Here is a 12488-nt window from a genome sequence, read left to right on the forward strand (position 1 = left end):
CCCCGCCCGCACGTGCCGGGCAGGGGCCGCGTCGAGTGATGTGGATTGCCGCACAGGGCATCGGCGGGCCGGTTCGGGCCCGCGCCGCCGCACGGTCGGCGTCAGCCGCCGCCGCGGCGGCGGACCGTCAGCGCCAGCGGGAGAGCAGCAGGAGCGAGGCGACCATCGCGCCGAAGCCGACCGCGAGGTTCCAGTAACCCCACGACATGACCGGGTACTCCTGCTCGGAAAGGTAGTAGACCACCAGCCAGCCGATGCCGGCGACGATGAGCGCGACCGCGGTGACCGGCAGCCACACCGGGCTAGGCTTGCGCGTCGCCGCCGTCGCCGTCGGACGCACGTCCGTCGGCGGGGTGTACACCTTCTTCTTGCGGACCTGAGACTTGGGCACGACGCTCTCCAGAGGGGATGACTGACCTCGTCCGGCCTGACAACCGGGCGCGGGGGCGACGGTCCATGGCCAATAATGTTCGACAGCTAGCGTAGTCCCGAAGACCCGTCCGGGCCACGAATGGGGTCAGGCCGGTGCACCGAGTGACCGAAAAGTGTGGGACGAACCGGTCACCGCACCGCTCGCACGGTGCCGGGCGGAAACCAGACGACGCGGAAGGAACGCTCGGTGGAGTACACATCCGGCGCCGCCTCCTGGCAGAAGGTGCTCCGGCGGGCCGTCGCCGGGCTGCTGCCCCGGCGACCGCGGCAGCGGCGACCGGGCTGGTCGATCGGCGTACCGCTGATCGCCGCCGCGGCCGGACTGCTCTTCACCACCACCGCCACCACGGCCGGCGGCACCGCGCTGCGCGAGGACCGGCGCCCCCAGCTCAACCAGCTGATCGAGGACCGCCGCGAGCAGGTGGCGGCGAGCGAGCGCCGGGCCGCGACCCTGCGCCACGAGGTGGAGGAGCGGACCAGCACGCTGGCCGACACGGACGGCCCGATCAGGGAACAGCAGGAACGGGCGGCCGCCACCCGCGAGGCCGCCGGCTTCACCGCCCTGACCGGGCCCGGCGTCACGGTGGAACTCAACGACGCGCCCCGGCGCACCGAGCAGAACCTGCCCGAAGGGGTCAGCAACGACTACCTGGTCGTCCACCAGGGCGACGTCCAAGCGGTGGTGAACGCGCTCTGGGCCGGCGGCGCGGAGGCCATGTCAATCATGAACGTCCGCGTGCTCGCCACCAGCGCGGTACGCTGCGTCGGTAACACCCTGCTGCTGCACGGTCGGGTGTACTCCCCGCCATTCAAGATCGTAGCAATCGGCGATCCCGCTGCCCTCCAGCAGGCCCTCGCCGGCTCTGAGGGAGTCCGGTTGTTCAAGGACGCGGTCGACCACTACCAGCTCGGTTACAAGGAGACCGTCTCCACGGTGACCGTCCCGGCGTTCGAGGACTCGACCGCCCTGCGTTCGGCGACGGTGCCGCGGTGAGTCGCGCGCCGGAAGACTGGTGGGAGGACCGGGACGGGCGTCACCGCGACCCGGCCGACGAGCCGACCGCGTTCATCCCGAAGACCGACCGGCCCGCGCCAGCGACCCGCCCGGCGGGTGGTTGGCCCGAGCCGGTGCTGCCGCGCTCCGCGGCGGCCCAGCCGTCGTCCGGCGGCAAGGCCCCGGAGCGCGACCCCGGCGACCTGCCCCGCTCCGCCGAACCCACCGGCTCCGCCGGCCTGGCCTGGCCTGGCGATTCCGCACGCCCCGCCGAGCCCACCCGCGCCACCGGCCCGGGCTGGTTCGCCGATCCGGCTTCGGCCGCCGAGTCCGCCCACTCCACCGGCCCGGCCTGGTCGCCCGACCCGGCACGCTCCACCGGCCCGGCGTGGTCGACGGATCCGGCGCGCTCCGCCGAGGCGCGATCTCCGGGGGCGCCGCAGGAGCCGAACTGGCCGGCGAACCCCGGCCGCTCCGGCCCGGCCACCGACCCCCGGCCGGGCACACCCCGCAACCCGGGCCACGCCGGTAACCCGGCCGCTACGGGTCCGGGCCACGCCGGTAACCCGGCATCCACTGGTCCGGGCGCGCCGCCGGCGTGGCCGGGCAACGCCGCGCTCCGGCCGGCCGTACCCAGCACGCCCCGCGGTCCGGCCGCACCCACGACGCCGCCCGGCCCGGCCGCGTCCCTCGACGCCGACCGGCCGGTCTCGCCCGCCCGGGCCGCCGCCGAGCCGGCCGGGCGCCCGCCCGTCGACCGCGCCGCCGCCCAGGCCGGACGGCCCACGCCGACCGCGGACGCGCCGACCGCGTTCCTCCCGCAGATCGGTGGCCCGGCCTCCGCGAGCGCCGGATCGGCCGTCCCGGTCTCGCCGGCCGGCCCGGACCGCACCGCCGATCCCGCGGCCACCGCGCTGATCCCGGCCGTCGGCGGGCGTACGCCGGGCGGCCCGCCCGCCCTCGATTCGACCGCCCTGATGGGTGCGGTCCCGCGCACCGAGCCGACCGGCGACCCAGAGGGCGTCGACGAGCCGCCCCGTCCCCGCCGGGGCGAGCGGGTGGTGCAGCTCCGGCCGGAGCAGACCGGCGAGGGCTACCGGAGCGTCTACTCGGAGCTGACCCGGCCGTCGCTCGCCTCCCGGCTGCGCACCGGCATCCGGGTAACCGGAGAGGTACTGATCACGTTCGGGCTGGTGGTGCTCCTCTTCGCCAGCTACGAGGTGTGGGGCAAGTCGGCGATCGTCGACGCCCACCAGGACGACCTCAGCCAGCAACTGGCGCAGGCATGGGGCCCGGACGGCGACCCGACGGTGGCGCCGTCGGCCAGCGCCGCCCCGAGCGCCAAGCCCAAGCCGCCGGTGCAGGGCAAGCCGATCGCCGGCCTCTACATCCCCAAGCTGGACAAGAACTGGGTGGTGGTCGAGGGCGTCACCCAGAAGGACATCCGGTACGCCCCGGGCCACTATCCGAAGAGCGCCCTGCCGGGCGACGTGGGCAACTTCTCGGTGGCCGGGCACCGCAACCGGGCCACCTTCTGGCGGCTGGACGAGCTGCACGACGGCGACGCCATCGTGGTCGAGGGCAAGGACACCTGGTACGTCTACAAGGTGACCCGCAACCACATCGTGAAGCCGACCCAGGTCGAGGTGGTGGCGCCGGTGCCGGGTAAGCCGGGCGAGAAGCCGACCAAGCGGATGCTCACGCTGACCACCTGCAACCCGAAGTTCGACAACTACCAACGCCTGATCATCCACGCCGAGCTGGACCGGTCCCAACCGAAGTCGGCGGGTCGCCCGGCGGAGCTGGGAGGCTGACCCGTGTACGCCTGGATCTGGCGGAAGCTCCCGTTCGGGCTGCCCGGCAAGCTCGCCGGCAGCGTCCTGATCGCCGCCGCGATGGTGGCCCTGCTCTGGTACGTGGTCTTCCCCTGGGCGGAGCCCCTGCTGCCCTTCGACGACGTGCAGGTCACCCAGGACTCCGGCGTGCCCGGCGACCCGGGCGGCGACGTGGTGCCGGGGGACGCGCCCCCCGGCGACGAGCACGACCTGCCGTACGACACCGACCGGAACAACACCCCGCCCCCTTCTCCGGACAGGTGAGTCGATGCGCGTCCTGGTGATCGACAACTACGACTCGTTCGTCTTCAACCTGGTGCAGTACCTGGGCCAACTCGGCGTGGAGTGCGAGGTACGCCGCAACGACGAGATCGACGTGGCCGAGGTGGGACGGGTCGGCGCGGCCGGCGTGCTGCTCTCACCTGGGCCGGGCAGCCCCGACCGGGCCGGCATCTGCCTCGACGTCATCCGCACCTACGCCGGCGAGCTGCCGATCTTCGGGGTCTGCCTCGGCCACCAGGCGATCGGCGAGGCGTTCGGCGCCACCGTGGCCCGCGCCCCCGAGTTGCTGCACGGCAAGACCTCGGAGGTGCGGCACGGCTCGGTCGGGGTGCTCGCCGGCCTGCCCGACCCGTTCACCGCGACCCGCTACCACTCGCTCGCCGTGCTGCCCGAGACACTGCCGGGCGAGCTGGAGGTCACCGGCTGGACCGGCTCGGGCGTGGTGATGGCGATGCGGCACCGGACGCTGCCGATCGAGGGCGTGCAGTTCCACCCCGAGTCGGTGCTGACCGAGGGCGGCCACCTGATGCTGGCGAACTGGCTGGCCGGCTGCGGCCACCCGGAGGCCCTGGACCGGGCCCCGGAACTGGCCGCCGAGGTGGACGCGCGCCGCCGCGCCGCCTTCGCCACCGCCTGAGGTCACGCCGGCCGGATTCGGCGGAGTCCGCCGACCGCTGACGACCGGGCCACGCCCTACGCGGGCCGGTCTGCCCTGTCGGCCCGGAGGAGCACCACCGCAGCGGTCCCCAGCCGCGCGACCCGGGACGGCGTCACCAGGTGGCGATCTTCGTGGCGGTGCGCGTCACTCGCCGGAGAGCCGGGCCGGTGGCGAGGTGGTCGGGAACAACGGGAAGCCGCCACCGTTGCCGTCGGACGGCGTGTTCGTCGGCGTCGGGGTCACCGATCCGGTCGGCGTCGGGTCGACCACCTCGGGCACGCTGACCACGATGGTCACCGTCTTGCCCCTCGCGAGGTTGCTGCGTGCCTTCGGGTTCTGTGACTGCACCCGGCCCGCCTCAGCCGCCGGCACCTCGTCGCCCTCGTCGACGTTGACCTTGAAGCCAGCGTTCGTCAGCGCCCGGGTGGCCTCTTCCCGGCTGAGCCCCTCCACGTCGGGCACCTCGCGGACATTGCCCTTGGAGACGGTCAGGGTCACCTTGGTCCCTTCCGGTACCCGCTGGCCCTCCGGCGGCGAGACTTCGAGAACCTCGTCCTCGCTCGCCTCGTTGTCAACTTCCTTGACCTCGTACTGGAGGTTGGCCTCCCTGAGCCGGGCTTGAGCACTCTCGAGCTTGCTGCCCTTCAGCCCGACCGGAATCTCGACCTCCGGCTTGCCGCCGCAGACCTGGACGATCACCGTGCGGTTCTGCTCAAGCCGCGACCCGGCCGCCGGGTCCTGGGCGGCCACCGCGTCCTTCTTACAGGTGGGGTTGAAGACCGGATCGCCGGCCTGGGGCACGAGCCCGGCCTGCTGGATCTGCGCGAACGCCTGCTGCTGGGTCAAACCGGTCACTGTCGGCACGGTGACCTGCTCGTTCCCCTGCTGGCTCCAGATTAGGGCGGCGACCAGGGCGATCACCGCGAGCACGCCGACCGCGGAGAAGGTGGCGATCAGCCAGGACGACGCCTTGCGCTGGCGCGGGTCACCGACCCGGGCCGGGATCTGCCGGGTCTGCGGCGCGCCGGGGGCAGGCGGGTAGCCCGCCGCGCCGGCGGCCGGCGCCATCGGCATGGTCTCGTCCTCGCGCATCACCGGAGTGGCCAGCACCGGCCGGCCGGCGGCCGCGCGGAGCAGGTCGGCGCGCATCTCACCGGCGCTCTGGTAGCGGTTGAGCGGGTTCTTCGACAGCGCCTTGAGCACGATCGCGTCGACGGCCGGGTTGACGTCCGGGTTGATGTCGCTCGGCGTCGGCGGCGCCTCCCGCACGTGCTGGTAGGCGACGCTGACCGGGCTGTCACCGACGAACGGCGGGTGGCCGCAGAGCAGCTCGAAGAGCACGCAGCCGGCGGCGTAGACGTCGGAGCGGGCGTCGACCGCCTCGCCCCGGGCCTGCTCGGGGGAGAGGTACTGCGCCGTGCCGATCACCGCGCTGGTCTGCGTCATCGTGGTGGCGCCGCTGGCCAGCGCCCGGGCGATGCCGAAGTCCATCACCTTGACCTGGCCGGTCTGGGTCAGCATCACGTTGCCGGGCTTGATGTCCCGGTGGATGATGCCGTGCCGGTGGCTGAACTCCAGCGCCGCGCACATGTCGGCGCAGATCTCCAGCGCCCGGCGCGGCTGGAGCCGCCCCTCGGCGCCGAGCACCTCCTTGAGGGTCCGCCCGTTGACGAACTCCATCACGATGAACGGCAGCGTCTCGCCGGTCGGCGCGGTCTCCTCGCCGGTGTCGTAGACGGCCACGATCGCCGGGTGGTTCAGCGAGGCCGCGTTCTGCGCCTCGCGGCGGAACCGCATCTGGAAGGTCGCGTCCCGGGCCAGATCCGCCCGGAGCATCTTAATCGCGACGTCCCGACCGAGCCGGAGGTCGCGACCGCGGTGCACCTCGGCCATGCCGCCGTAGCCGAGCAGCTCGCCGACCTGATACCTGCCACCGAGCAGGCGGGCCTGCGCTGTCATCGCGTCTGTCGTCCTTCGCTCGTCGTCGTCTCGCCGCTGCCCGGCCGGGGTCGTACCTGTCGACGGTACGACGTCTCGGCCAGATCGTCGCGTCCGTCGGGCCTGAGCGCGCCGGACGTCACTGCCTGCGGGGCGAGCGCGCCCGACTGCGTGCCCTTCCGCAGACTGTAGGAAATCACGCCGGAGCAGATGAGTACCAGTACGGCCAGGAGGATGGCGACGAACACCATGCCGGGTCGGGACCGGTGGGGGGCCGGCTGGCCGGGCTGCGGAGCGTACGCCATCGGGCGGGCCGTGGCTGGCGGGGGCACCGGGGCGGCGCCGCGCGGGAAGCCCGGCTGGGCCACCGGCGGGCGGGGTGCGGCGGCCGGCGCGACCGCGGTGGGGCGCTGCGGCGTGACCGCGACGCGCGGCGGCGCGGCGGCCGGACGGGGCTGCTGCGGAGCGGTCGGCGGCCGGGCTGCCGCCGGCGGGCGCACCTGGGCACGACCGGGCGGGGCGGCCGGCGAGGCGGGAGCGGCCGAGACCGGGGTGGCCTGACCACCGGCCCGGGCCTGCTGGGAAAGCGCGACCTTCAACTGCCGGGCCACTCCGGCCAGCGCGGCGGCGCTCGGCCAGCGGGCCGCCGGGTCCTTCGTCAGGGCCCGCTCGACCACGGCCTTGACCTGCGGCGGAATGTCGGCGGGCAGCGGCCGGGGGGCCTCCCGGACGTGCCGCATCGCGATCTCGAGGGGGTTGTCGCCCTCGAACGGCCGCCGCCCGGCGAGGCACTGGTAGGCGACCACACCGAGGGCGTAGACGTCGGAGGCGGGGGTGGCGACCCCGCCGGTGGCCTGCTCCGGGGAGATGTACGAGGCGGTGCCGAGCACCGAGCCGGCGGCGGTGAGCTGCCCGACGAGGTCGGAGCGGGCGATGCCGAAGTCGGTCAGCACCAGCGTGCCGTTCGGCCGGACCAGCAGGTTGCCGGGCTTGACGTCGCGGTGCACGATGCCCTTCTCGTGCGCCGCGTGCAGCGCGTCGGCCGCCTGCGCGACCAGCGCCATCGTCCGGGCCGGGGTGAGCCGGCCGACCCGGCTCAGCGTGGCCGAGAGCGCGTCGCCCTCGACGTACTCCATCACCAGGAACGCGATCTGCTGGTCGTTGCCGAAGTCGTAGACGTCGACCACGCCCGGGTGGTTGATGGTGGCCATGGTGCGGGCCTCGCCGCGGAACCGCTCGGCGAAACCGGGCTCGTCCAGCAGCGCGGGGAGCAGGCTCTTCACCGCGACCGTCCGGCCGAGCACCTGGTCGGTGCCGCGCCAGACGTCACCCATGCCGCCGCTGGCGATCCGCTCGTCGAGGCGGTATCGGTTGCCGAGCAGCACGCCGGGGCTGAGCATGTCAGCGGCCCCCGGAGTCGGCGATCGCCGCCCGCATGATCTGGCCACCGATCCGGGCGGCCTCGGCACTGCCGCCGCTGCCCGCCTCCTCCAGCAGCACGCAGACCGCGGAGACCGGGGTGCCGTTCTTGTCGAGCGCGAAGCCGATGAACCAGCCGTGGTCGGGGGTCTGCGGGCCGGACTGGGCGGTGCCGGTCTTGCCGCCGACGGTGTAGCCGTTGATCTGCGCGCTCTCGCCGGTGCCGTTCTCGACCACGCTGACCATCATGTCCCGCAGGTCGGCGGCGACCTGGCCGCTGACCGGCTGGCGCAGCTCGCGCGGATCGGCGGTGTAGTAGCTGGTCGTGCGGTCCGGCCCGAGCAGCTGGCGGACCAGGTAGGGGCGCATCTGGCTGCCGCCGTTGGCGACCGACGCGGCGATCATCGCGCCCTGCAGCGGCGTCATCCGGACGTCCCGCTGGCCGATCGAGGACTGGGCGAGCGCCGCCGGGTCGTCCCCGCCGTCGGCGTTCTGCATGCCGCCGGTACGGCTGGCCGCCACCTGGTGCCCGCCCTCGCCGAGCTGGCCGACGGTCAGGTCGTCCTGCTCGAAACCGAACTGGCGGGCCTTCTCCTTGATGGTGTCGGCACCCAGCCGGATGCCGAGCTGGGCGAACCCGGTGTTGCACGACTCGGTGACCGCTTCGAGCAGGGTGACCTGCGACTCCGGGCAGATGGAGGGCGCGGCGTTCTTGATCGGGCTGCCGGAGGTCGGCGGGGTGAAGCTGGCGCCGGCCGGGATCCGGGTGCTCTTGCCGACGCCGTTCTCCAGCGCCGCGGCCGCCACTACGATCTTGAAAGTGGAGCCCGGGGGCAGCACCTCGCCGAGCGCCCGGTTACGCAGCGGACGGTCCCGGTCCTGCTCGAGCCGGTTGTACGCCGCGGTGGCCGCGCTGGTGTCGTGGCTGGCCAGCGGGTTCGGGTCGAAGCTGGGCATGGAGACGAGCGCCTGCACCGCCCCGGTCCGCGGGTCGATGGCGATCGCCGCCCCCTTCGTGACCCCCTTCCTGTTGTTCCGCAGCTGGTCGTACGCGACGTCCTGGGCCCGCTTGGAGAGGGTCAGCAGCACGTTGCCGCCACCGGTCTGGTCACCGGTGAACATGTCCTTGAACCGGTCCACGAAGAGCTGGTCGCTGGTGCCGGCGAGGAAGTCGTTCTCGCTCCGCTCGATGCCGGTGTCGGCGAGGTTGACCGGCTTGTAGCCGAGCACGTGCGCGTACTTGGCGCCGCCGGGGTAGGTGCGCTGGAACCTCAGCTCGCCGTCGGTCTCCTTGCTGACCGCGAAGGCGGTGCCGCCGGCCTCGATGTTGCCGCGCTTGCGCTCGTACTCGGCGACCTGGACCCGACCGTTGTAGTCGCTGGTGCGGTATTCGTCGGCCTTGTAGGCCTGGATCCAGTTCAGGTTCGCGAAGAGCAGACCGAAGAGGATCATCACGACGACACCGACCCGGCGCAGGGGTGCGTTCACGGCCTGATCACCTCCGTGGGAGCACCGTGCAGCTGCTCCGGCGGGCCGCCGGAGGGTCGGACCGCCCGGCCGCCGCCACCAGCGACCGGCCGCCGCGCCGCGTCCGAGACCCGGAGCAGCACCGCAACGAGCAGCCAGTTCGCCATCAGCGACGAGCCACCGGCGGAGAGGAACGGGGTGGTCTGGCCGGTGAGCGGGATGAGCTTGCTGATCCCGCCGACGATCACGAAGACCTGCAACCCGAGGGTGAACGCCAGGCCGCCGGCGAGCAGCTTGCCGAACGAGTCCCGCACCGCCAGCGCGGCGCGCAGCCCCCGCTCCACGATCAGCAGGTAGACCACCAGCAGCGCGGAGAGCCCGAACAGGCCGATCTCCTCGCCGATGCCGGCGAAGATGAAGTCGTTCTGCACCTCGGGCAGCAGGCCCGGCTGGCCGCCGCCCGGCCCGGCGCCGAACAACCCGCCGGTACCGAGCGCGAGCAGCCCCTGGACCAGCTGGTAGCCGTCGTCGTGGGGGTCGGCGAACGGGTCCAGCCAGATCTGCGCCCGCAGGTAGAAGTTGGCGAACGGGCCGCCGACGGCATCGCCGAGGACGTACGCCAGGTAGGCGCCGCCGAAGAAGAGCGCCAGACCGATGAGCAGCCAACTGACCCGTTCGGTGGCGATGTAGAGCGTCACCACGAACATGCCGAAATAGAGCAGCGAGGTGCCGAGGTCCTTCTCGAAGACGAGGACCAGGAGGCTGATCAGCCAGACCACGACCACCGGGCCGAGGTCGCGCCCGCGCGGGAAGTCGATGCCGAGGAAGCGGCGGCTCGCCAGCGACAGCACCTCGCGCTTGCGAACCAGGTAGTAGGCGAAGAAGACCAGCAGGGCCAGCTTGGCGAACTCACCGGGCTGGATCGAGAAAGTGTCGCCGAACTGGATCCACAGCTTGGCCCCGTTCCTCTCGGAGAACCGGCTGGGCAGCACCGCCGGGATCATCACCAGCACGATGCCGGCGAGCCCCAGGGTGTACGCGTACCGGGAGACCGACCGGTGGTCCCGCATCAGGGCGAGCAGCCCGGCGGCGAGGATCACCGACAGCAGCGTCCAGGCGAGCTGGCGGCCGCCCTGGCCGGCGAAGATGGCCAGGTTCTCCCGGTCCGCCGGAAGCGCCTCGCCGAGGTCGAGCCGGCGCAGGAAGCCCACCCCGATCCCGTTGAGCAGCGCGACCGCCGGCAGCAGGGCCGGGTCGGCGAACGGCGCCAGGAACCGGATCACCAGGTGCAGGCCGAGGAAGACGGCGGTGAGCGCGGCGGCCGGCAGCCAGAAGTCGGGGGTGACCGTGTCGAGCACCTTCGCCTCGACCATCGCCCCGTACGCGGCCACCAGCCCCATCGCCAGCAGCAGCAACGACAGCTCGGCGTTACGCCGGGACCGGGCCAGGCGTACGCCGGGCTGCTCGCCCGTGGTGGCGGGCGAGGGTGCCGGGGCGGCCTGTGCGGTCACGATGGTCCTCGGATTCGAGCCGACGCCTACTCGGGCGACCGGCAGGCGGCCGGATCCAGCGCCGGCGCGATGGTGTCGGAGGGCGGGGCGTCGGGCGTGCTGGCCGGCGCGGCGCTGCCGCTCGGCCCGCCGGTGGCCGTCGGGCTACCACTGGCCGGCGTGCCGGTGGCACCCGGCGTCGGCGCGGCGGGCGTCGGCGTCGCGGTGGCGCTGGCGGCCGTCACGGTGGGGCTCGGCGGGCAGATCGGCTTCAGGTTCGGGTTCGTCGGGTTGTCGCTGGTCAGCTCGGCCAGGCGGCGCTCGGCGTCCGGCTCGCTCTTGGCCGGGATGCCCTGCTTGACCTGCTCCTGCGCGGCCAGGGTGAGATCGTCCAGCTCCGCCGGGCTGGTGGAGTGCACGGTGGAGAGGTCCATCCCGGCGATCTGGCCCTGGATGCCCCGGAAGACCGCCACCTGGCCGTCCTCGGTCGCCCCGACGTAGTACTGCCGCTGGGTGTAGCTCCACCCGCCGAACAGCCCGCCACCGAGGATCACCAGCAGGGCCAGCGTCATCGCGGCGGCGCGTACCGGCCGGTGCCGGCGGCGCTCCGGCTCCTCGTCGGCGGCGGCCGCCGGCTCCTCCGGGGCGGCGGGCCGGGGCGCGGAGAGGGCCGAGGCCCGGGCCGCCGGGGTGGAGACGTCGGCGGAGGTGGCCATGCCGCGATCGCGGGCGGCGGCGCCGCCGACGATCGGGGTGGCCTCGACGATGTCCTGGTCGGTGGCGTCGGCGATGATCACCGTGATGTTGTCCGGGCCGCCGCCGCGCAGGGCGAGCTGCACCAGCCGCTCGACGCACTGCTGCGGGTCGGCGTACTCGCGCATGGTGTCCGCGATGGTGTCCGCGCTGACCACGCCGGAGAGCCCGTCGCTGCAGATCAGGTAGCGGTCGCCGGGCAGCACCTGGCGGACGGAGTATTCCGGGTCGATGTCGCGGCCGTCGAGCGCCCGGGTCAGCAGCGAGCGCTGGGGGTGGCTGCTCGCCTCCTCGGCGCTGATCCGGCCCTCGTCGACCAGCATCTGGACGTACGTGTCGTCCTTGGTGATCTGCGCGAACTCGCCGTTGCGCAGGAGATAGGCCCGCGAGTCACCGATGTGGACCATGCCCAGCTTGCTGCCGGAGAAGAGGGTCGCGGTGAGCGTGGTGCCCATCCCCTCCAGCTGTGGGTTGGCGTCCACGGTGTCGCGGAGCTGCTGGTTGGCGGTACCCACCGCCGACCGCAGCGCGTCCACGAGGGCGTCCCCCGGGACGTCCTCGTCGAGTGGCGCCATGGCGCCGATGACGATGTTGCTGGCGACGTCACCGGCGGCCATGCCGCCCATGCCGTCGGCGACGGCGAGTAGCCGCGGCCCGGCGTAGACGGAATCTTGGTTACCGTCTCGGATCAGACCGCGGTCGCTGTGGGCCGCATAGCGCAGGGTCAGAGTCATGGCCGTAATTCGAGGGAAGTGCGGCCGATCCGGATCGGCACGCCGAGGGGGACGGGGGTTGGTCCGGTGACCTTAGCGCGATCCAGGTACGTGCCGTTAGTCGAGCCGAGATCCTCGACGAACCACTGCCCGTCGCGCGGCACCAGCCGGGCGTGCCGCGCGGAGGCGTAGTCGTCGGTGATGACGAGGGTGGAGTCCTCGGCCCGACCGATGGTGATCTGCGCTTCACCGAGCGTGATCCTGGTGCCGGCCAGCTGACCGGCGGTGACCACCAGCTGATGCGCCGCCCGGCCCCGCTTCACCTTCGCCGGCTTCGCCGACTGCCCGGTCGAGGCGCCGATGTTCCGGGGCGCGGCCACCAGTCGGCCCGATCGGGCGCCCGCGAAGAGGTCCCGGCGGATGACGCCGACCACCGTAAACACGAAGATCCACAGCAGGATGAGGAACCCGAACCGGGCAACGGTGATGACGAGTTCCGGCAAGGCG

General features: G+C 73.2%; 11 protein-coding genes. 4 read left to right on the forward strand and 7 right to left on the reverse strand.

The window, feature by feature from the left end; genetic code table 11:
* Nucleotides 1–127: 127 nt before the first annotated feature.
* Nucleotides 128–391, reverse strand: a complete 264-nt coding sequence (locus tag ACVCAH_RS05940; protein ID WP_109900262.1) for a cell division protein CrgA — start codon at nt 389–391, stop codon at nt 128–130.
* A 228-nt stretch (nt 392–619) separates the two neighbouring features.
* Here ACVCAH_RS05940 and ACVCAH_RS05945 point away from each other — a divergent pair, with 228 nt between their 5' ends.
* The 4 genes from ACVCAH_RS05945 to ACVCAH_RS05960 are packed head-to-tail and all read left to right on the forward strand — an operon-like array spanning nt 620 to nt 4180.
* Nucleotides 620–1426, forward strand: a complete 807-nt coding sequence (locus tag ACVCAH_RS05945; RefSeq protein WP_447135005.1) for a DUF881 domain-containing protein — start codon at nt 620–622, stop codon at nt 1424–1426.
* Nucleotides 1423–3240, forward strand: a complete 1818-nt coding sequence (locus tag ACVCAH_RS05950; RefSeq protein ID WP_447135006.1) for a class E sortase — start codon at nt 1423–1425, stop codon at nt 3238–3240. The genes ACVCAH_RS05945 and ACVCAH_RS05950 overlap by 4 nt, the downstream gene beginning before the upstream one ends.
* A gap of 3 nt (nt 3241–3243) precedes the next feature.
* Complete coding sequence (locus tag ACVCAH_RS05955) at nt 3244–3525, forward strand: hypothetical protein (RefSeq protein WP_447135007.1); 282 nt, start codon at nt 3244–3246, stop codon at nt 3523–3525.
* 4 nt (nt 3526–3529) lie between these two features.
* Entirely contained in the window at nt 3530–4180 is a 651-nt protein-coding gene (locus ACVCAH_RS05960; protein WP_447135008.1) for an aminodeoxychorismate/anthranilate synthase component II, read from the forward strand.
* A 165-nt stretch (nt 4181–4345) separates the two neighbouring features.
* On the opposite strand, the gene pknB is transcribed toward ACVCAH_RS05960, so the two are convergent.
* From pknB to ACVCAH_RS05990, 6 genes are read right to left on the reverse strand one after another with little or no spacing between them, the layout of a single operon-like run.
* Nucleotides 4346–6160: a Stk1 family PASTA domain-containing Ser/Thr kinase gene (gene pknB / locus ACVCAH_RS05965; protein ID WP_447135009.1), complete on the reverse strand. Its 1815-nt coding sequence runs from the start codon at nt 6158–6160 to the stop codon at nt 4346–4348.
* On the reverse strand, nt 6157–7539 hold the full coding sequence (locus ACVCAH_RS05970) for a serine/threonine-protein kinase (RefSeq protein WP_447135010.1): 1383 nt from the start codon (nt 7537–7539) through the stop codon (nt 6157–6159). The genes pknB and ACVCAH_RS05970 overlap by 4 nt, the downstream gene beginning before the upstream one ends.
* Nucleotide 7540: 1 nt before the next feature.
* Nucleotides 7541–9046 carry a peptidoglycan D,D-transpeptidase FtsI family protein gene (locus ACVCAH_RS05975; RefSeq protein ID WP_447135011.1) on the reverse strand — a complete coding sequence of 502 codons (1506 nt, stop codon included), beginning with the start codon at nt 9044–9046 and terminating at the stop codon, nt 7541–7543.
* A complete protein-coding gene (locus ACVCAH_RS05980; RefSeq protein ID WP_447135012.1) occupies nt 9043–10536 on the reverse strand; it encodes an FtsW/RodA/SpoVE family cell cycle protein in 1494 nt (497 codons plus the stop codon). Before ACVCAH_RS05980 ends, ACVCAH_RS05975 begins: the two co-directional genes overlap by 4 nt.
* Before the next feature lie 26 nt (nt 10537–10562).
* The gene (locus ACVCAH_RS05985) at nt 10563–12002 is read right to left on the reverse strand and encodes a PP2C family protein-serine/threonine phosphatase (RefSeq protein WP_447135013.1); all 1440 of its coding nucleotides are present in this window, start codon (nt 12000–12002) and stop codon (nt 10563–10565) included.
* Nucleotides 11999–12484: an FHA domain-containing protein FhaB/FipA gene (locus ACVCAH_RS05990; protein ID WP_447135014.1), complete on the reverse strand. Its 486-nt coding sequence runs from the start codon at nt 12482–12484 to the stop codon at nt 11999–12001. Before ACVCAH_RS05990 ends, ACVCAH_RS05985 begins: the two co-directional genes overlap by 4 nt.
* Nucleotides 12485–12488 lie beyond the last annotated feature (4 nt).

This window comes from Micromonospora sp. LZ34, from assembly GCF_052981855.1.